Source organism: Polyangiaceae bacterium, assembly GCA_016715885.1.
In the GTDB taxonomy this organism is placed as follows: domain Bacteria; phylum Myxococcota_A; class Polyangia; order Polyangiales; family Polyangiaceae; genus Polyangium.
The window spans coordinates 541865-561023 of the sequence record JADJXL010000002.1 but is presented as its reverse complement, the minus strand read 5'-3'; the positions used below and the strand labels follow the sequence as shown (position 1 = coordinate 561023).

Annotated in this window: 17 protein-coding genes; 12 read left to right on the top strand and 5 right to left on the bottom strand. The window is 60.5% G+C overall.

Annotation, left to right across the window (positions count from 1 at the left end; genetic code table 11):
- The first annotated feature begins 25 nt into the window (after nt 1-25).
- The gene (locus tag IPM54_05820) at nt 26-904 is read left to right on the top strand and encodes a S8 family serine peptidase (GenBank protein ID MBK9259337.1); all 879 of its coding nucleotides are present in this window, start codon (nt 26-28) and stop codon (nt 902-904) included.
- Nucleotides 905-1148: 244 nt separating this feature from the next.
- Here the strand turns inward: IPM54_05820 and IPM54_05815 are convergent, their stop codons facing one another.
- Entirely contained in the window at nt 1149-2144 is a 996-nt protein-coding gene (locus tag IPM54_05815; GenBank protein MBK9259336.1) for a hypothetical protein, read from the bottom strand.
- A 166-nt stretch (nt 2145-2310) separates the two neighbouring features.
- Between IPM54_05815 and IPM54_05810 the strand changes: the two genes are divergently transcribed.
- The 6 genes from IPM54_05810 (at nt 2311) to IPM54_05785 (ending at nt 9061) form a co-directional block, all read left to right on the top strand.
- Nucleotides 2311-3648, top strand: coding sequence for a dihydroorotase (locus tag IPM54_05810; GenBank protein ID MBK9259335.1), 1338 nt, complete (start codon nt 2311-2313; stop codon nt 3646-3648).
- Entirely contained in the window at nt 3645-4763 is a 1119-nt protein-coding gene (gene carA / locus IPM54_05805; protein MBK9259334.1) for a glutamine-hydrolyzing carbamoyl-phosphate synthase small subunit, read from the top strand. Before IPM54_05810 ends, carA begins: the two co-directional genes overlap by 4 nt.
- A gap of 62 nt (nt 4764-4825) precedes the next feature.
- Nucleotides 4826-6253, top strand: coding sequence for a 30S ribosomal protein S12 methylthiotransferase RimO (gene rimO / locus IPM54_05800; GenBank protein MBK9259333.1), 1428 nt, complete (start codon nt 4826-4828; stop codon nt 6251-6253).
- Nucleotides 6254-6324: 71 nt separating this feature from the next.
- Complete coding sequence (locus IPM54_05795) at nt 6325-6717, top strand: hypothetical protein (protein MBK9259332.1); 393 nt, start codon at nt 6325-6327, stop codon at nt 6715-6717.
- Nucleotides 6718-6799: 82 nt separating this feature from the next.
- A complete protein-coding gene (locus tag IPM54_05790) occupies nt 6800-8308 on the top strand; it encodes a sigma-54-dependent Fis family transcriptional regulator (GenBank protein MBK9259331.1) in 1509 nt (502 codons plus the stop codon).
- Nucleotides 8309-8455: 147 nt separating this feature from the next.
- A complete protein-coding gene (locus tag IPM54_05785; GenBank protein ID MBK9259330.1) occupies nt 8456-9061 on the top strand; it encodes a pilin in 606 nt (201 codons plus the stop codon).
- A 69-nt stretch (nt 9062-9130) separates the two neighbouring features.
- On the opposite strand, the gene IPM54_05780 is transcribed toward IPM54_05785, so the two are convergent.
- On the bottom strand, nt 9131-9274 hold the full coding sequence (locus tag IPM54_05780; GenBank protein MBK9259329.1) for a hypothetical protein: 144 nt from the start codon (nt 9272-9274) through the stop codon (nt 9131-9133).
- Between IPM54_05780 and IPM54_05775 the strand changes: the two genes are divergently transcribed.
- The 3 genes from IPM54_05775 (at nt 9222) to IPM54_05765 (ending at nt 11411) form a co-directional block, all read left to right on the top strand.
- Nucleotides 9222-9836 (top strand): type II secretion system protein, encoded by a 615-nt coding sequence (locus IPM54_05775; protein ID MBK9259328.1) that lies wholly within the window; start codon nt 9222-9224, stop codon nt 9834-9836. The two genes, IPM54_05780 and IPM54_05775, sit on opposite strands and share 53 nt — an antisense overlap.
- A gap of 148 nt (nt 9837-9984) precedes the next feature.
- Entirely contained in the window at nt 9985-10482 is a 498-nt protein-coding gene (locus tag IPM54_05770; protein MBK9259327.1) for a hypothetical protein, read from the top strand.
- Entirely contained in the window at nt 10482-11411 is a 930-nt protein-coding gene (locus IPM54_05765; GenBank protein MBK9259326.1) for a hypothetical protein, read from the top strand. Before IPM54_05770 ends, IPM54_05765 begins: the two co-directional genes overlap by 1 nt.
- Before the next feature lie 23 nt (nt 11412-11434).
- Here IPM54_05765 and IPM54_05760 read toward each other — a convergent pair whose 3' ends face one another.
- Nucleotides 11435-13156, bottom strand: coding sequence for a tetratricopeptide repeat protein (locus tag IPM54_05760; GenBank protein MBK9259325.1), 1722 nt, complete (start codon nt 13154-13156; stop codon nt 11435-11437).
- A 35-nt stretch (nt 13157-13191) separates the two neighbouring features.
- Nucleotides 13192-14883: a hypothetical protein gene (locus IPM54_05755; GenBank protein MBK9259324.1), complete on the bottom strand. Its 1692-nt coding sequence runs from the start codon at nt 14881-14883 to the stop codon at nt 13192-13194.
- Nucleotides 14884-14900: 17 nt separating this feature from the next.
- Here IPM54_05755 and IPM54_05750 point away from each other — a divergent pair, with 17 nt between their 5' ends.
- Nucleotides 14901-16496: a hypothetical protein gene (locus IPM54_05750; GenBank protein ID MBK9259323.1), complete on the top strand. Its 1596-nt coding sequence runs from the start codon at nt 14901-14903 to the stop codon at nt 16494-16496.
- Nucleotides 16493-16894, top strand: coding sequence for a hypothetical protein (locus IPM54_05745; GenBank protein ID MBK9259322.1), 402 nt, complete (start codon nt 16493-16495; stop codon nt 16892-16894). Before IPM54_05750 ends, IPM54_05745 begins: the two co-directional genes overlap by 4 nt.
- Before the next feature lie 4 nt (nt 16895-16898).
- Here IPM54_05745 and IPM54_05740 read toward each other — a convergent pair whose 3' ends face one another.
- Nucleotides 16899-19019 (bottom strand): PEGA domain-containing protein, encoded by a 2121-nt coding sequence (locus IPM54_05740; GenBank protein ID MBK9259321.1) that lies wholly within the window; start codon nt 19017-19019, stop codon nt 16899-16901.
- Between the last annotated feature and the right edge of the window lie 140 nt (nt 19020-19159).

Here is a 19159-nt window from a genome sequence, read left to right as displayed (position 1 = left end):
TCTTGCGGTTAGACTGGCCGGGCCCATGTCCACCGACCCGCGATCCACTTTGCCTGGTCTTGCCGCGCTTCAATCCGAAACGCTTGGCAGCTCTGATATCTGCGTCGCCGTTCTCGACGGTCCCGTTGATCTCACGCATCCCGCTTTCGCTGGAGCGAACGTCACGGCAATCGAGATGCCGGCCTCTCATGACGAAGCTGCTGATCGCGCGCATGGCACGCACGTAGCGAGTGTCGTGTTTGGTCAGCCTGACAGTTCGGCTCCTGGTGTCGCGCCTCGATCGCGCGGGATCATCGTGCCCGTTCACGCATTTCGAGCGGACCAATCGGTTCCCGCAGGAAACCCGCCCGACCTTGCGCGAGGCATTCGCGAAGCGCTCGAGCACGGTGCACACATCGTGCTGCTGCATGGTGGTGCACTCTCCCCCGATGCCGGAATGCTCGATGCCCTCGCCAAGGCGCTTGCACGCGCTGCCGAGCGTAACGTGCTCGTCGTCGTCGCCGCTGAAGGTGACGGCAACGAACACTTTCACGTGCCGACGGCCGCATCGACCGTGCTTGCTGTCGCCGCCGAGGACTCCGAGGGCAAGCTGCTCGACTTCGGAATGTGGGGACCGACGTATCGAGACAGTGGTGTCGTCGCACCTGGTGAATCGGTCATCGGAGCGGCCCCTGGTGGAGGCACGGTTGCTCAAAGCGGAGCGACCTTTGCTGCGGCGCGCGTGGCCGGCATTGCCGCCTTGTTCCTCGCGATTCAGCAGAGCCGAGGGCAGAAGCCCGATTGTCGTGCCGTTCGCAGTGTCCTTTTGCAGAGCGCCACACCGCTTTCGGCTGCCGAGAGCGAGCGCGGCAAAGGCGTCCTCCGCGGGCGCCTCAACCTCGACGCCGCCCGCAAATTGATTTAGCTCCGTACGAATTGCTGTCGCCGAACAATTCGCTCAAGGCCAAATCGGGGGGTATGGGGGGCGGAGCAGTCGGCTCGTCTTTTGGGTCGTAGACCCAAAAGACTTATAGAGCCGCCTGCGAGCCCCCCATCGTAAACAAACTCTCGCGCAGCGCGCGTCCCACGCGCGCGAAGCGAGCGTACAGATCCAGGCCCGTACTCAAATTGAGCGGCCCGATTTGCCCTACTTCCAAGTGTGCAGCGTCTTAGAAGAAAAACGGCACGTCCACTTGCACGATCTTGTACTCGGCGCCCGTGCCAGCGAACCCCGTGGGCAGGTCGAGCCCCAGCGTCAACGACACACCCGGACGCAGCCACATCTTTTCATTCAGCTTGATGTGCGCCCGTGGCCCGAACCCGAGCGTCCAGTTGTCCATGATATCGGGGTTGTTCATCGCCTCGAACGCTGGGTTCGACGCCCAGTATTGGTAGCGAAGCTCAGCGCTCAGGGACATCTGCGGAATCGGAAAGTAGCCGAAATGCAGCCCAAACACGAGGTTTGTCTTGGCCGCATCCTTGTCGACCTCTTCGCCTCGTACGCGGATGAGCTCCAGCACTGTCGCTTCGAGCTGCACCGTCATGTCGTGGCCGATGTACGCGATGTCTGCTCCGACGATGGGCGTCATGTAGTTGATTTGAAACAGCGCGTTGTCCACGGAAGCTCGCCCGAAGATGCCTGAAGGTAGGTTCGCGCCACGCCTCGCCATGTTCGGCTCGTTGCCGCCACCTTGCCCAATCGGGATCGTCGTGCCCGCAAAGAAACTCGCCTTGAAGCTCTTGCCAAGCGGCAGCGCGTAGAGCGCTCCAACGGCCGGATTGACGAATGCCGTTGCGCTTTCACCTCCCGCCGGCGTGTTGCGGATGAATCCAAAACGCGCAATCACCGCCAGGTTCGGTCGAACCTTGAAGCTCCCCAGAAACAGGATCGGTTGCGTGTCGCGCGCCTTCGAGAATGCAAAAACCATATCGGCGCGCACCACGTTCGCCGCCGCCACCGGTCGCAACATCCACGGCATCGAATAACGAGGTGGCGGTGCAGGTTTTGGTACCGGTGCCGCCTCCGATGCAGCTTGTGCAGGCTCAGCCGAACCGGCTGTCTCTGCCCACGCAGAGGTTTCCATCGACAAACCCGCGACGAGCCCGCAGCTCATCAGGGACATTCGCAAGACGTGCCGGACAAGGCCTGGTTTCTGGCTTTTCATCGGACTCTCCCCTTTTTCTTTGCGCCTCACGAGATGTCTATCGTGCGGTGAATTGGAAGAACAGCCGAAAAACCAGCGTCATTGGCGCAAAATCTGCACTCGCATGCATGCCCAAGTGCGCTTGTCGAAGGGACTCGTGACGCGCGCTGTGCTAGTGAGGCGCTCGATGATTGATTCGTTTCGATCAGCGCAAGTCCTCGTATTTTCAAGCGTGCGCGCATTCGATCCCGCTCGAGGGCTCGACGCCATCGTGGATGTCGTCATCGAAAACGGTGTCATCTCGCGCGTTGGCCAGGGCGCAGCAACGCCTGACATTCTCTCGTCCGAACACGCGCACGTCATTCGTGGCGAAAGCTTGCTTCTCCTCCCCGCGTTCGTCGATTTGCACGCGCACCTACGTGAACCGGGCCAGGAGTACAAAGAAGACATCGCTTCGGGCCTTGCGGCTGCTGCCGCCGGCGGGTTTGCCCACGTGTGCGTCATGCCAAACACGCGACCCGTCAATGACACGCGCAGCATCACCGAAGCGATGATTGCCAAAGCAAAGTCGATCGGCGGCCCGCAGCTTCATCCCATCGGAGCCATCACCATCGGCCAAAAAGGCTCCGAGCTCGTCGAAATGGCCGACCTCAAGGACGCCGGTGCCGTCGCCGTATCCGACGATGGTCGCTGCGTCATGTCGAGCGCCGTCATGCGAAGGGCCCTCGAATACGCAGCCAACTTCGACCTGCCCGTCATTCAGCACGCCGAAGACCATTCCCTCACCGAAGGCTCGCTCATGCACGAAGGCGCCATCTCCACGCGCCTCGGCCTGCGCGGTTGGCCTCGCGTCGCCGAAGACATCATCGTCGCACGCGATGTCCTCCTCGCAGAGCTCACGGGCGCCAAGTATCACGTCGCGCATGTCTCTTCGCGAGGCGCCGTGCGCATCTTGCGGGAAGCCAAAAGCCGCGGCATCCACGTCACCGCCGAAGTCACGCCGCACCACTTGTCGCTCACGGACGCAGCCGTCATCGGCTACGACACCGCGTGCAGGGTCAACCCGCCCTTGCGCGAACCCGAAGACGTCGCGGCCCTCTGCGAAGCGCTCGAAGACGGCACCATCGACGCCGTTGCCACCGATCACGCCCCGCATTCGTCGCTCGAAAAAGATTGCGAGTTCGCCGAAGCATCGCCCGGCATGATCGGCCTCGAGCTCGTCGTCCCGCTGCTGCTCGAACGCGTGCGCGAAAAACGATTTTCACTCGAACGGCTCATCACCGCGCTCACGGCGGCACCTGCTCGAATCGTTGGTCTCGACGCACCAAGCTTACGCATAGGCGCGCGAGCCGATGTTTGTCTCGTCGATCCAGAACGAACGTGGACCATTGAACCCACACGGCTGCGATCGAAGAGCAAAAACACGCCGTTCCTGGGCAAACAGGTCCGGGGCCAGGTGCTCTTGACCATGGCGTCGGGTCGCATCGTTCACGCGTCACCGATCGAGGAGCAAGCAGCACGATGAGCGGAGAACGAGCCTATCTGTGCCTCGCCGATGGCACCGTGTTCGAGGGAATCGCGTGCGGCGCGCCCGGCGTGAGCGTCGGCGAAGTCGTCTTCACCACGGGCATGACGGGCTACCAAGAAGTGCTGACCGATCCGTCCTATTGCGGACAAATCGTCACCATGACGGCGCCCGAAATCGGCAACACCGGCATCAATGCCGAAGACGACGAAAGCATCTCGTCGACGCCTCACGTGGCCGGGTTTGTCGTGCGAGACCTATCGACCATCTCGTCGAATTATCGAGCCACCGAAACGCTCGACCAGTACCTCGTCAAACATGGCATCGTCGCGATCTCCGGCATCGATACACGTCTGCTCACCCGCACGATTCGTGATCGCGGCGCGCAAAACGGAGCGATCGGAAAAGCCCCACCGGAAGAGCTCATTCGCCGAGCGCGCCAAGCGCCCCCCATGGAAGGACTCGACTTGGTCGAACGCGTCAGCGTGCGCGAGCCCCGCGAGTGGACCGAGACATCGGGATCGTTCGGCGTGATTCGCCCAAGCCCATGCGCCGAAGGACGTCACGTGGTTTGTCTCGACCTCGGCGTCAAACGAAACATCCTGCGATCACTCGCCGACATCGGATGTCGCATCACGGTCGTACCTGCGCGAACGACGGCCGACGAAATCCTCGCCCTCGAACCCGATGGAGTGTTCATTTCCAACGGGCCAGGTGACCCCGCAGCCGTGTCGTACGCAATCGACACCGTCCGAGCGCTCGTTGGCAAAAAGCCCATGTTCGGGATTTGTCTTGGCCACCAAATCTTGGCGCTCGCCGTGGGAGGCAAGACGTACAAGCTCAAGTTCGGACATCGAGGGATCAACCAGCCCGTGAAAGACCTCGAAACGGGGCGCATCGAGATCACCACGCAAAACCACGGCTTTGCCGTCGACCTCGCTTCCCTCGGAGGCAAGGCTCGCACGACCCACGTTCACCTCGACGACGGCACCAGCGAAGGCCTCGAGCTCCCCGAGCTCGGAGCATTTTCGGTCCAATATCATCCCGAGGCGGCTGCGGGACCGCACGATGCGTTTTACTTGTTCGAGCGTTTCGCGACTCGATTTGCTTCATGACCACGCACCAGGAAAAAAAGATGACGCGCAAGAGCGAGCGGCAGGACGTGCAGATCGTGGAGATGCCTTCTCGCCGCATCCATTTCGTCAGCCTCGGATGTCCCAAAAATCGCGTCGATTCCGAAGTGATGCTCGGTGTCGCCAAACGCGCCGGATACGACCACGTAGCCGATGCCGAAGATGCCGACGTCATCGTCGTCAACACGTGCGGGTTCATCGGCGAAGCGAAGAAGGAATCCATCGACACGATCTTCGAGATGGCGCGGCTCAAGGACGAAGGTCACTGCCAAAAGCTCGTCGTCGCGGGGTGTTTGTCCCAGCGTCACCCCGACGAAATCGCCGCGGAAATGCCCGAAGTCGATCACGTGCTCGGTTCGAGCGACATGTTGGCACTCGAACGAGTATTGTCCGGACAAGCGGAGCGCGTGCTCGTCGGAAACCCGGCCGATTGGGTCGTTCGCGCGTCGGATCCGCGAGCCCTGTCGACGCCTTCGGGAAGCGCGTACGTCAAGATCGCCGAAGGCTGCAATCGGACGTGCTCGTTCTGCGTGATCCCGAAGCTGCGCGGGCTTCAGCGATCGCGCCCCGTGGAAGACGTCGTCACGGAAGTCGAACAGCTCGTGGCGATGGGCGTGCGCGAGATCAACCTGATCTCACAGGACACGATTGCGTACGGGCGAGACCTTCCAGCGGACAAGCGCGCTTCACTCAGCGAGCTCGTGCGGCGCGTAGCGGACGTATCCGGCGTGCATTGGGTGCGCTTGTTTTACCTCTACCCGGAGACCATCACGACCGAGCTCATCGAGCTCTTGGCGCAGCACGAGCGCGTCGTTCCGTACGTGGACATGCCTCTGCAACACGTAGCGGACGGCATGCTTCGCCGCATGAAGCGCGGCCATGGAGGCGATCGCTTGCGCAAGCTCGTCACGCGCATGCGCACGTCGATCCCGGACCTCGTCTTTCGTACGGCGTTCATCGTCGGTCACCCGGGGGAAACGGACGACGAATTCACCGAGCTGTGCGACTTCGTGAAGTGGGCCGAGTTCGATCGGGTCGGCGTGTTTCGCTATTCGGACGAGGAAAGTTCGGCCAGCGAAAAGTTGGAAGGCAAAGTACCTGCGCGCGTGGCCGCGAGTCGCCATCGGAAGCTGATGAGCATTCAGCGCAAGATTTCGCATGCGAAGAATGCCGCCCTCATTGGCCGGGAGCTCGAAGTGCTGGTGGAAGGCACGAGCGACGAGCACGAGTACGTGCTGATGGGCCGTCATCGAGGGCAAGCCCCGGACATCGACGGGCAGGTGTACTTGTCGGGAGGCGAGGCGCACGCTGGCGAATTTCGACGCGTACGCATCACGCAAGCGAGCGACTATGACCTCGTGGGCGAGCTTTTTGCCGAGGACGAGAGCGAGTCGACGATGCCCTCGCCGCAGAAGAAGCCGGCGCGGCGTTTGCGCGTGGTGCAAACCGATGGACGCATCCTGTCAACTTAGTTGTCTCGCCGAACCAACCTCGGTGCAGCCTTTCACCCGCATTTGACGTAGGTTCGCAAGAGGCATGGTTTGTGCAGCTCAAGCCGGGCGTGATGCAACGCCGCTCTTTCTCCCTTGCCGCGGTGTCGTTCCTGGTGCTTGCCGGGTGCGTCAGTCCAACCTTGCCGCTTCCCCCGCCGGACGCGCCTCTGAGCCTTTCGGTGGACGTCACGACGAGCGAATGGTTGATCACGGGCAATTGCCTTCAGGGCGCGCTCGTGACGGTCTTCAACGAAGCGACGGGCCAAGGGTCGGTCGTCGAAGATCGGGATCTCGACGGCAAGTACGAGATTCGTTTGCAGGCGACCCGTTGTGACCTCGCGTGGGTGCAGCAAACCATTGGGCAGGACGCCAGTGCACCGACGACGTTCGTCATCGACGAGACGGTCGACGGCATCCCGATCGACCCTCAAGCGTGCAAGTGACCGGCGCCTTCTTCTGAGCGCCGAGGGTGTGGCGTTTGCAGGAGAGTTTTCATGAGCGCGCGACCGTGATACGGATGGGATCATGGCCGCCATGCCTCTACATGCCCACGCTGGGCCGACGAAGGTCCTGGTCGTCGATGACGAGCCTGCAATGAGGCAGGTGCTCGAAATCGCCTTTCGTCGTCAGGGGCTCGAAGTGGTGGCGGCCCCGGGCGTCCGAACGGCGATCGAGGCATTGCAGCAAAATCCCCAGCCTTTTCCGCTCGTGATCACCGACTTGCTCATGCCCGACGGCTCGGGCATCGATGTCCTCTCGGCGGCAAAGACGCGCAGCGCGGCGACCGAGGTCATCGTGATGACGGCGCACTCGACGGTCGACAGTGCGATCGATGCCATGAAAAAGGGGGCATATGATTTCGTCACGAAACCATTTTCGCCCGCGGAAATGCTCGCATTATCCCAAAAAGCCCTCGAAAAAACCGTCATTCAGCTCGAAAATCAAAGCCTCAAGGCGCACATTTCGCGTCTCGAGCCTTCCACGCGCGAGCTTTTCACGAGCCCTGCAATGGCAAAGGTCGCTGAAATCGTGGAAAAGGTCGCTCCCACGCGTACGACCGTGCTCATCACGGGCGAAAGTGGAACGGGCAAAGAGCGCGTGGCGCGGGCGCTGCATCAGCGCAGTGATCGCGTAAGTGGCCCATTCATCGTGGTCAACTGCGGAGCGCTCCCCGAAGCGCTCATGGAAAGCGAATTGTTTGGGCACGAAAAAGGCTCATTTACGGGAGCAGGTGCGCGAACGCTCGGTCTTTTCCGCGAAGCCGATGGCGGCACCCTATTGCTGGACGAAGTCGGTGAATTGCCAGCATCGCTTCAAATCAAGCTTCTTCGGGTGCTGCAAGAACGTCGCGTGCGTCCGGTTGGAGCAAGCACCGAGGTCCCGGTCGACGTGCGCGTTCTTGCCGCGACGAACCGCGATGTCGAAGCGGACGTGCGGGACAAGAAATTCCGCGAAGATCTTTATTATCGACTCAATGTCATTCGCATCGAGCTTCCGCCCTTGCGCAAACGAACGGGAGAAGTGCCGCGCCTAGCGCAATGGTTCGTGCAGCGTTTTGCGAATGAATTCAGCAAAGACGTTCGAGGACTCACGCCCGATGCATTACGAGTGCTCGATGCATATGCATTTCCGGGTAACGTCAGGGAGCTCGAAAACATGATGGAGCGCGCCGTGGCGCTCGCGTCCGGACCGGCCATTGGGCTCGGCGACTTGCCGCCTGCGGTGAGCGGATTGTCGGCGAGTCCCGCGCCATTTTTATGGCAACTGCCCCCGGACGGATGTGATCTCGACGATGTGCTCGGAGAGCTCGAGCGGCGGCTCATCTTGCAGGCCCTCGAACGAGCCGGGGGCGTGCGCAAGATGGCAGCGAAATCGCTCGGCATCTCATTTCGATCGTTACGTTACCGCCTCACGAAGCACGGGCTCGATTCCGGCGTTGGATCGGATGACGACGATGAGGGGGAAGGCGCGATCTCGGGTTCTGGCGTATCGAGTGGCCGCCGAGAAACGTCACTGAAGACGACCTCGCAGTGACGCTTTTTGTCACCATGCTGGTGCGATGCGATACGCCAAAATTTTGACATGAAGACTGCAATGCGACCTCATTTGAACAATCGAGCAGGATTTTGGCTATACCCCGTTTTTCGTCCAACATGCGTCATGTTTAGCTCATTACGTGGCATGGAGCGTGCTTATTGCAGTCGCGTGACGCGAAATGGTCAAAGTTCTGCGAGCGAACGCTGCGAACGCGGGTTCACGCTCGTCGAGCTCATGATCGTGGTCGCGATCGTTGGAGTTCTTGCGGCGCTTGGAGTTTTTGGATTTCGCAAGTATCTCCGAGCTGCGGCGGCGGCGGAGGTCAAGGCGGTCATTCAGGGTATTCGAGTTTCGGAAGAGGCCATCAAAGCCGAAACTTTTCAGTATCGGGGCTGTTCGACTTCGCTCACGAATTGGTATCCTGCAACGCCGGATGATCGGAAGCATCATTGGGACAACGGCCAAGTTGGCAATCCCGTTCACGATTGCTGGATGGAGCTCAATGTAACGACCGATGGGCCGGTTCGTTTTGGTTATGCGGTCGTCGCGGGTATTGCCCCGCAGCCGGATGCAATTCCGAACATTGCGTATTGTACCAATTGGGCAGCCGCGCATTCGACCATCGATGGCCCGTGGTTCGTCGTACAAGCGGCTGGCGATCAGAATGCCGACGGCATCATGTCGCTATTTGCTTCCTCGTCGGCCACGAGCGAAATTTGCGTGGAACCTACGCACGGCGACGATGAATGAATTTTTTATTTGACAATGGTCATCGACTTGCATGAAGATGACCATTTTATTGAAAGCATGAAGTTTACATCATTCGAGTCGTGCTCGAAGGTGTGTGGTCGTCCAATCACGCGTCGTACCATTGACGCGTTCGTTCCCTGGTGAAAGAGAGAGGTTTGTCATGCGTGCATTCAGCCGATACGCCAAGCGCGGTTTTACCCTCGTCGAACTCATGATCGTCGTCGCCATCATCGGCGTCCTCGCGGCCCTCGCCATCTTCGGCGTCAACCGCTACCTCAAGAGCGCAAAGACCTCCGAGGCGAAGAATTCGGTCGGTCGTATTGCTCGCGGTGCCCAGGAAGCTTACGAGCGTGAAGCCAACTCGCAGGAAATGGTTGCGCTCGGCAATACGTCGGCCGCAGCCAGCCACGCGCTCTGCCTGAGCTCCAGCCCCGTCCCCATGGACAATTCGGTTCCGGCCTCCAGGAAGTACGTCCCGGAAAACATTCCGGACAAAGATTTCAACACGGGCACGGCGAGCATCGGTTGGAAATGCCTGCGCTTCGACATGAACGACCCGATTTACTACTCGTACCATTACCAGAAGGACGGCGCCTATTACGGTCCGACAAACGGCGCCGCAGCAATCGGTACGAACGGCTTCGAAGCCGCTGCTCGTGGTGACCTCGATGCCGACAACGTCACCAGCATCTTCACGCTCTCCGGACAGGTCGAAAGCACAACGGGCACCTTGAACCGCTCGACGCAGGTCTTCATCTACGAAGAGTTCGAATGATCCACGCCTAGTGCGGTGGGACCGAATGGCCCGGACCAACGTGGTCCGGGCCTTCTTTTTCCATTGATTCGTAGCTTCGCAAAACCCCTGCGGTTTTCCCTTGATCTGATATTGGAAATCGACCTCGCCTCGCGCTACAACGATCGCCATGTTTCGATCCTGGACCGCCGTCGAAATGAGCATCGCCTTTGCCATCGGTGGCAGCTTTCTCGCCGTCGCAGTCCCCGCGTTTGTCCGGAACCTCCACGCCTCCAAACTCAGCGAACCCGTCGAATATCTCGACCAGATGGTCTCCAACGCCGTCGCCTACGCAAACGCCAAGCCTCACGACATCAGTTTTCCTCCGTCGGTCCCCCTCACGCCTGCCGAAGTCCCGCGCGGCGTGCGCGTCACCGATCCGCCCGAAATTTGGGAACACTTGACCTGGCGTTCGCTCGACTTCCGCATCGACGAACCGCACGCATTTTCCTTCCGATTCGATAGCGAAACGGACCCCGCAACCGGTATCGCCAGGTTTGTCGCCACGGCCCACGGCGACCTCGATGGCGACGGCAAACTCTCGACGTTCCAAGTCCGCGGCGAACGTTTGCCCGGACAACCAGCTCGCGTATTGCCCGGAATGTATGTCGATCGGGAGGTCGAGTAATGCCGCGAAAGTCGGATATCGCTCGCTCCGCCGCGCTACTTGCCGTGGCCGGCCTTTGTATTTTCAGCGTTCGAGCCAAAGTCGCCGATGCGCACGCGCACGCGAAAGAAACGAGCGACGTGCATTTGTTGCCGCCGCCCAAAGAGGTCGTGGCGATGTCGATGGGCTATCGCGCAGCCCTCGCCGATCTCCTCTGGGCGCAAGTGCTCGTCGGACAAGGCCTGCGCACGATGGATCGACGCCGCTACGATACGGTCGCGGATATGCTCGATACCATCAATGAGCTCGACCCTGAATTTCGCGATCCGTATCTGTGGTCGGACGCGCTCATCACACTCCAAGTCACCGAAGTGCGGCGCGAGGACCTCGAGCGCACGCGGGCCATTCTCGAGCGAGGTATCCGCAATCGACCGCTCGATCCGGAAGTTTGGCGCACCGCGGGGCAATTCCTCGCGTTTACCGGGCCAGGCACGTTGATAAAGGACCCGGAAGAACGTGAAGCGTGGCGAAGGGATGGCGCAAAACTGCTCGCCCGCGCCGCCGAGCTTGGTGGTGACAAAGGTTATGCAGGCTGGTCGGCCGTAGCGAGCGCAAACATTTTGAATCGTCAGGGCGAACGCGATGCCGCAATTCGACTCATTCAGCGCACGCTCGCGGTCACCGAAGACGACGAGCTTCGTGACAGGCTCCAGCGACAACTCGCCATGCTCATTGGAGAACAAAAGGTCGAAGCGTACAAGCAACGCCAACTGGAGCTGCTCGAGATTTCCAGAAACGACCTTCCCTTCGTCGGAAAAACCACGCTGCACATCTTGGGTCCCCCGTTCGACACGGCGTATTGCGCCGGGGGGAAAACCGGAAACGGAAAAACGATGTGCCATTACGTGGAAATCATGGGCGGCCGCCGACGAGACATCACGCGGCGATGAACATCTCCCCTGATTGAGCAGCTTCACGGTTGGCGTCGTCGCGCCGCCAATTGGGCTTCGAGCTTGCGCAATCCTTTGTGATCCGGCGACAGCGCGAGACCGCGCTGCACATGTTGTTCCGCAACGTCGAAAGCGCCCAAGTTCGCATGCACCAGGCTGAGCAGGTATTCGGCTTCCGGATTTTTCGGCTGAATCGAAAGCGCCTTCTCCGCAGCCTCGCGCGTCTCCTCGTAACGTCGCGCATTGACGTGCACGCTCGCGAGGTTCACCCACGCCGATGCATTGTCGGGAGACAACCGCGTTGCACTGCGGCATTCACGTTCCGCCTGCTCGAGCCGATTGCTTCGCAATTCGACGACGCACAATGCATTATGCGCCTTGGCCATGTCTGGTTGGATTTTGATGAGTCGTTCGAGCGTCGTGCGCGCATCGTCCACGAAACCTCGACGGAGCAGGTGCCGCGACGAAATCATGAGCCAATGCGGATGATCCGGCTCTTGTTCGAGCGCGCGATCGGCCATGCGTTCTTCCGACTGCCAATCGGTTCCCCGTAAAACCGTGAGCATCCCCAAGACGACCGATGCTGCAATGCTTGGAACCATCCAAATGCGACGAATGGGCGCTCGTGTTTCGATGGCTTCGCTCACCACGAGCACGAGACCAATTCCCAAAAGCGACCAAAAGCGATCACCGAAGACGTTTTGTGACGGTCCAACGTTGGCCGCGAGCATCAGCGACGAGCAGCCGAGCGTGCATGCCGCGATGATTGCACCTTTTTTGCGCTTCCACGAATACACGAAGCTGCCCACGAATGCCGCGACGAACATCCCGAGCACGATCAATCCAGTGGAAAGCGATCGCGTCACGCTCCAATGATGCACGTCCAAGCCCAGAGGCACGAACGTGAGCCGCGTATACGTCAGCGCGAGATCGGCGAGTCCGGAGAGAAAAACGGACGGAGACATGCCAAAAAGCACGTCGGTCGCTCCGTAGATGCCCAAACTGCGACGCAATGCCAAATAGAGCCCGACCACGACGAGCGACGCGAGCCATTTGACGCCCTCGGCCTTCACGCTCGAACGCAAACCTCCATGCTGCACGATGTCGGCGAGGACGACGGCAGGAAAAAGTACGATACCGACTTCTTTCGTGAGGAGCGCAAGCGCCAGAAATAGCGGAAAAAGGATATTCTTTCGAGCATGCGTATTGGCCATGAGCGCCGCCACGGAAAAGAAAAGAACGAGCGTATCGAAGCGACCCGACAACCAAATGACGGCTTCGCTATTGAGCGGGTGCAGCGCCCAGCAAAGCGAAATGATGGTCGCGATTGGGATTCCGAGCTTGGGATGGGTTCGAAGGATCAAACGCGGCAAAAGTGCGGCGGTTCCCGCAAAAATCAATATATTTCCAAGGCGTAACCACCAAAGCTTCGGCCCGAGGAGCATGATCTGCATCCAATACAGCGTCATGGGCAACGGCCGGTAGTATTGGGTGGACGAGTGCATTGCGCTGGCCTCCCAGAGGTCCTGCGTCCACAGCTCGAACAACCCCGACGCCTTGGCAAGGTAAGGGTTTTCGAGGATGAGCAATCGGTCGTCGATGACGCCTTCGTGGTTCAGCGTCGGCAAGTAAATCACAAAAGCAACGAGCGCCGGGAGCCAGATCAGATGCTCTGCACGCGGCCTCCACGTTTTTGGTCGAGGTTCGCTGGTTTTCGTATCGTTTTCGGATGCTTGCAGACCCATGCGAACGTAAAGCTATCATGTCGCGTTTCGGTTGCCTACTTTGGTGCCAATCGAATCACACGCGGACGCCCGCGCCAACCCGTCGTAGGCACCAAGGCATCATCGGGCACGTTCAAAGGCACAGTGTTCGGATATTCGGTACGCACACCATAATCCAAAAGCGGACGCTCGTCGTCGACGATGCAGCCCCAATGATGATCACGCACGGCTGCCCTGAATTCGTCGATCATGCGCTCCCGCGCGCCTCCTGGGTGATCGATATCCCATAGGCTGATGAGGTGCGACGACGGTGCAAACCCCGCTTGAACGGGTAGCCATGCAGCAAATGGTGAAAGCACCGGCGCTTTGCAACGCCGCACCTGCTCGACGATGCGCCGGCCAATGGCGACGTCTTCTGCACGCGGCGATAACCTCGCGATGTCGTTCGGCTCCGCGACCCACGTCAATTGAGCGCTCCACGCGACGGCACACGCGGCAAAGCTCGGCCAACCGGGCCATGCATGACGTAAGCGCGCGCTCGCCGTCGTCATGGCCACGACGAGCGCCCAATGCCCAGGAATCAGGACATTCGTGTAGCCGCCTTGGTGCCCGCGCATGAGCGCAGAAATGAGCAATGCACAAAGTCCGATTCCACCGCCATACACCCAGCGCCACGAGACTTTGCGTGCAGCCAAATAGGACAAGCTCACGACGATACTTGCGCCGACCGTTGCACCGAAAAGCACGAGCGTGCCCATTCGGATGGAGTCGTCGAGCAGCCCCACACCAACGGGCCAAGCGAGATGAGGCATGAGTGCCACGCCGATTGCGCCACAGAGTGCCGGAATGCCGACGATGACAACCCCACGGTACACGCCGAGCTTCATGCCGCGCATGAGAATCATTGCAATGGCGACTGCCCAGGCAATGCCCAAAAGTCGCGCCAATTCGCCAAAACTGCCTGGAAATGCCTGATGACGGATCATGGGATGCGCAAGCGGAACACCCACCACATAAGCAATGAATCCTCCGTGCGTGACGTGATTCAGCCATAACGTCAGAAAAAACGCGGGCGCGGCCGCGAGCACGCCAAATCGAAGCGCTTTTCGAAAGCCGTCACGGGCCCACATCCCGAGCATCATGGGAAGCCCGAAGAGGGCATACGAATGCTTGACCAGAAATGCCGCGCAAAGAAAAACGGCTGCCGCGACTCGAGCTTTTTCGTTACGTTCGGCACCGAGCACGATGGCCCACGACAAAAGGCCAATGGCGAGTCCATCGACACGCGCGAGATCGTAAAACGCCCCCGATCCTCCATAACACAATAAAAATAAAAATCCGCCCAGAATGCCCATCATCGGATCGCGCAATTGACGAGCTCCGCACCAAACGATGGCACCTGCCGCGGCAAACGAGCTTGCCAGCGATACGGTTCGAGCCAGCGGGTAATCGAGAGGAAAAAACATCGACAAAGCCGCAACGACCGCGGCGTATCCCGGAGGATAGAGATAGGGGACGAATTCGGACGCAGGCGCATCGTAGAGCGGCAATCCGTGCTTGATTCGCCACGCATGACCCAGCATTCCGCCTTCCATCCACTCGAGATCCAATGGATGGAAAATCCGAAGGCTCCATAGGTGCAAAAGCGGCACGAGCAGCAGCATCGCCAAGCCGAGCACCGACACGTCGAGCAGTCTGTACAAGCTTCGATGCGGCGTTCGTTCACCGCGACGAGCCATGGGCCACATCGCGACCATGGTACTCGATGCGGCGCGCAATCGCGAACTTCTTCGGTGCTCGACCGAATCATGGTATGCATGCGCCGTCGATGGTGCGCCTCGAGGTCACGTTCCCCGCGCTGCTCGTAGCGCTCTCAGCCGCGTGGGCGCTCGGCACGCTCGTCTTTGGCCCGCACTTTCACGCAGACGATGCGTACATCGTGGCGCGTTATGCGGAAAACCTCGTGCATCACGGGCGCCTCGTGTGGAACGTGGGGGAAGCGCCCGTCGAAGGTTTTACCGGGTATACGTTGTTGATTGTCATGATGATCGCGTCATGGCTGCACATTCCGCCCCTCGCCGCGGCGACGACCTTGGGCGTGATATCATGGTTTGTCGGAGCGCGAATCTTGTATTCGTGTCACGCGCCGCTCGGAGCATCCCCGCTCGCTGGAGCCGTCGCGGCATCGCTATTTCTTTGCGCGGCGGAGCAATCGACGCACGCCATCTCGGGCCTCGAAACCGAATTTTTCATGATGTTGACCATCGCGTGCGCCGCGATTGCTGCGCGACGTTGTCATGAAAAGCCTGGCGCGGGTTCTCTTTGGCCTTTGCCGCTGCTCGCGACGCTTTGCGGCTTCACGCGCCCGGAAGGAATCGTCGTGGGAGGAGCATTCTTGCTTGGGGTTTTGATTCGCGAACGTGCTGCATGGCGCGCATGGCTACCCGCAATTGCCGTGGGTCTCGTGCTTCCGCTCGGCGCATTGCACCTTTTTCGACGAATCTATTTTGGTAGTTTCTTTCCCAATACCTATTACGCAAAACTGGGCAAAACGGGTGAATTCGGCGTTTTTTGGTCGTCGTTTGCGGCGCATGCTCAGAAATATTTGGTCCCAGCGCTGATCGCGGCCGTTGCCGTCACGGCCATCGTGCGCTTTTCCGGCGGAAGACCTGCTTCCCCGTCGGATTCGACCAGGCATGCGCGCCGCGTGTTTTTCCTGGGCGCCGGCCTGAGTTACGCCGTCATTGGCGCGAGCTACGTGCGTAGCGACCTCGTCATGAATTATTCCGAGCGATTCGCTTATCACTTCTTTGGTTTGTCCTCGCTCCTCGTGCTCCTCGCGGTGGGCGAAGTCCATCGGCATTTTCGATCCATCGTCGCCCCGCGAGCGCTCCGTTCCTGCATCTTCGTGCTCGTTGCCGTGTGCCTCTATCTGCCCGTCGCCAATGCAATCGAGCAACTGCCGCGCGAACGCATTTATCGAGCCAGCTATTCGCTCGGAACGAATACGCATTACATTCCCGTCGCCCATTGGCTGAAGGAACATTTTCCGCCTCACGCAACGCTCGCCGTGTATCCGGATGCGGGCATCGTGCCCTACTCGACCCGTTTGCGAACCATCGATTTTGGAAAATTGAACGATACCTACCTGGCCCGAACGGCGCGCGACCCCTCCGCAGTCGTCGAATACTTTTTCCGCCAAAACCCGGATGCGCTCATGATTCACCTCGTGAGAGGTTTCGACAAAACCTACGACGAAGCGGGTGACAGGCTCCTGGCCGATCCACGATTTTCGCAATATCGACTCATATTGCTGAGCCTCGACCAAGGCATCGGGACGGCGCTTTTCGTGAAACGATGATCAAGCTCGCTTTCGGCATGACGATCGGATTGCTCCTCGGCGCTGCCCTATCCGCCGCGGTCACGCCCATCGCGGGTATGGAAGGTTTTTCTGGGCACGTGTCCACCATTGCGCTCGGATACGCATGCAGCACGTGCATCGGCGCGACGCTCGGGCTCTTTGCGGGACGCCGTAGCGGTTTTCGCAATCGCAAGACGAGCGCTTTCGCAGGCGGCGTCATTGCTGCGCTCGCTACGTACGTCCTGCGAAGCTTGCCGCTTCCGTGGCTGAATCTCGTTTGGCTCGATGGAACGGCAGGACCGGCCGCCGAGTTGCCTCTCGTCGTGCTGCCTGCGGTTGGTGTGCTGCTTGGGGGAGTTTTCGGTGCCGCGACTCGGGCGACCGAGAGGAGCGAATGAAGGCTTAGAACTTGACGGCGGCGGTCTTGGTTTCGCCCGCCTTGACGGTCACGGAAACGCTCTTCCTACCCTTTTCGGGGTGGATGAAGACGACGGTGTGCGAACCAGCAGGAACGCTGATGCCGACCTTGGGCGTGCTGCCAAGCGGGCGGCCATCGAGCACGACCTTGGACACGGGGATCGAGTTGATGTTGAGCGTGCCGTTGCCCGTGGCAGGTTTATCCGCCGGTTTCGTCGAAGTCGACGCGGATGTGCCGGTGGAGGATGTTCCGGTCGACGAAGTCCCCGTCGATGTGGTGCCCGTCGACGCGGAGCCGGTATCGGATGCCGAGCCCGACGCAGAACCCGTGGCCGAGCCCGACGCAGAACCCGATGCACTGTCAGAGCTTGCTTCGGCCTTCGGAGCGGCGAGATCGATGCGGATCTCCGCTTCCGCTTTGCCGTCGTCGAACGCGAGGTCGCGCGTGAAGTCGTCCATGCCCTTCTTCGTGGCGACGAGCTTCCAGCCTTCCGTGGGATCGAGATCGATCTTGACAGGTTGGCTCTTCCATTCCTTCTCGGGAATTTTCTTCTCGACCTTCTTGGCGTTGACGAGCTTGACCTCGGCATCTTCGGTCACGAGCGTGAGGATGATCTGACCCTTCAGCACCTTGAGCTTGATCGGGCCGATCTCCTTCATCTTGCCCGCTTCGACGTCGACGGACTGTTCGAGACGCTCGTAACGATCACCAGCGTCGAACTTGAGCTTGTGCGAGCCGGGCTTTACGTCCGCGAGGTCGATGGGCAGCGTGCCCTTGTCGGTTCCATCGAGAAAAACCTTCGTGTTGGGCGTAGCGGCGAGGATCTTGATGCCGGTCGCGTTGTTCGCCGTTGCGGGAGGCGTCGACGAACCAGCGCCCGTATCGATCGTGACGATCACCGGCACTTCCTTGCCGGCTTCGACGGTGGCCGTCACTGGCTCGACAGGACCGCCGCCTGGAACGATGACTTTGACCGTCCTGGCACCGGGATCGAGATCCGCGACGATGCACGGCGTGATGTCGCACTTCTTCTGTCCGTCGACGAAGATCTCGGCCTTGTCGACCGCGCCTCCGCCCTTGGCCTGCAGGTCGATCTTCAGCGTGCCTTTCTTCGGCATGAGCATGAAGACCGCCAAGCCAGCGACGGCGAGCAGAGCCAACACCGACACGATGATGCCGACCTTGCTTCCGCCCGAGGCTTGCTGCTGTTGCGGCATCGCACCGACGAGATCGGGGACGTGACGCACGGCGGTTGCTTCGGAGCGCGTCGTATGCGGCGGTGCCGACATGGGAGGCATCGACGGCAGCGGCATCGATGGAGACGCGAGCGTTTGCGCGCCCGGGTGTGCTCCTGGATGCATGGGAACTTGCGACGGAAGCGGCACCGCCGAAGGCATCGGAACGGCTGACGGCAGAGGCACCGCCGATGGAAGCGGCATGGATTGAGGCGGCGGAAGCGGCGCAGGGCGAACGGAGCTACCCGAGCTCGACAAGAGCGCCGCCGCGGCGCCCATGGCGGGCATTCCAGCCGCGGGCATGCCGGCAGCAGGTCGCGGTCCTGCGGGAGCAACGACCTCGTTGGGATTCTGCCCTGCGAAGACATGCGTGGACTCTTCTTCGTCGTCCCAGTCCATGTCGACGCCTTTGCCCGGTTGAGCTGCCGCGGCAGCATCGGCTACGGGCGGAGCGCCTACCGGAGGCGGCATAGGAGCAGCCATCGCGCCGACCGGAGGCGGAAGCGGCACCGCGCCCCCGGGAGGTGGCGGCAGCGGCATCGAGCTCGATGCAACCGGAGGCGGCATGGGCAGCGATCCGGGTGGCGGAAGTGGAAGCGACGAAGGTCCACCAGGTGGCGGCGGAAGCGGAACTGCCGAGCGTTGTGACGGCATGCCTGGACCCGGCATGGTGCCTGGCGGAGGCGGCAGCGGAGCGACTGCACTGCCCGGCGGCGGCGGTAGCGGTACCGGCGCAATGCCACCAAGCAGCGTGCCCTTACGAACTCCACCCGCCGGTGGAGGAGGTACCATTCCCGGCATCGTGCTGCGAGGACCCTTCTTCGCGAGTCCTTCGAAGACGTCCAAATCGCTGCCCTTATCATCGGCCATGTTCAGCCACTCCTCAGGAGATTGCGGCACTTACCGCAAACGACGGGACACACCCTTCGCATATCTCGCGTCACGCGAGTAGAGGTTCGGTGTTCTTGCATGAACAACACCACCGCGCGCACGGACAACGGAAAAAAATG

Bases quoted from the DNA above. Each gene is read 5' to 3' on its own strand.
- IPM54_05820 (MBK9259337.1), top strand. From the start codon at position 26: ATGTCCACCGACCCGCGATCCACTTTGCCTGGTCTTGCCGCGCTTCAA.
- IPM54_05775 (MBK9259328.1), top strand. From the start codon at position 9,222: ATGCGTGCATTCAGCCGATACGCCAAGCGCGGTTTTACCCTCGTCGAA.
- rimO (MBK9259333.1), top strand. From the start codon at position 4,826: ATGCCTTCTCGCCGCATCCATTTCGTCAGCCTCGGATGTCCCAAAAAT.
- IPM54_05810 (MBK9259335.1), top strand. From the start codon at position 2,311: ATGATTGATTCGTTTCGATCAGCGCAAGTCCTCGTATTTTCAAGCGTG.
- IPM54_05770 (MBK9259327.1), top strand. From the start codon at position 9,985: ATGTTTCGATCCTGGACCGCCGTCGAAATGAGCATCGCCTTTGCCATC.
- IPM54_05745 (MBK9259322.1), top strand. From the start codon at position 16,493: ATGATCAAGCTCGCTTTCGGCATGACGATCGGATTGCTCCTCGGCGCT.
- IPM54_05740 (MBK9259321.1), bottom strand. From the start codon at position 19,019: ATGGCCGATGATAAGGGCAGCGATTTGGACGTCTTCGAAGGACTCGCG.
- IPM54_05780 (MBK9259329.1), bottom strand. From the start codon at position 9,274: ATGAGTTCGACGAGGGTAAAACCGCGCTTGGCGTATCGGCTGAATGCA.
- IPM54_05815 (MBK9259336.1), bottom strand. From the start codon at position 2,144: ATGAAAAGCCAGAAACCAGGCCTTGTCCGGCACGTCTTGCGAATGTCC.
- carA (MBK9259334.1), top strand. From the start codon at position 3,645: ATGAGCGGAGAACGAGCCTATCTGTGCCTCGCCGATGGCACCGTGTTC.
- IPM54_05790 (MBK9259331.1), top strand. From the start codon at position 6,800: ATGGCCGCCATGCCTCTACATGCCCACGCTGGGCCGACGAAGGTCCTG.
- IPM54_05750 (MBK9259323.1), top strand. From the start codon at position 14,901: ATGCGGCGCGCAATCGCGAACTTCTTCGGTGCTCGACCGAATCATGGT.
- IPM54_05755 (MBK9259324.1), bottom strand. From the start codon at position 14,883: ATGTGGCCCATGGCTCGTCGCGGTGAACGAACGCCGCATCGAAGCTTG.
- IPM54_05765 (MBK9259326.1), top strand. From the start codon at position 10,482: ATGCCGCGAAAGTCGGATATCGCTCGCTCCGCCGCGCTACTTGCCGTG.
- IPM54_05760 (MBK9259325.1), bottom strand. From the start codon at position 13,156: ATGGGTCTGCAAGCATCCGAAAACGATACGAAAACCAGCGAACCTCGA.
- IPM54_05785 (MBK9259330.1), top strand. From the start codon at position 8,456: ATGGAGCGTGCTTATTGCAGTCGCGTGACGCGAAATGGTCAAAGTTCT.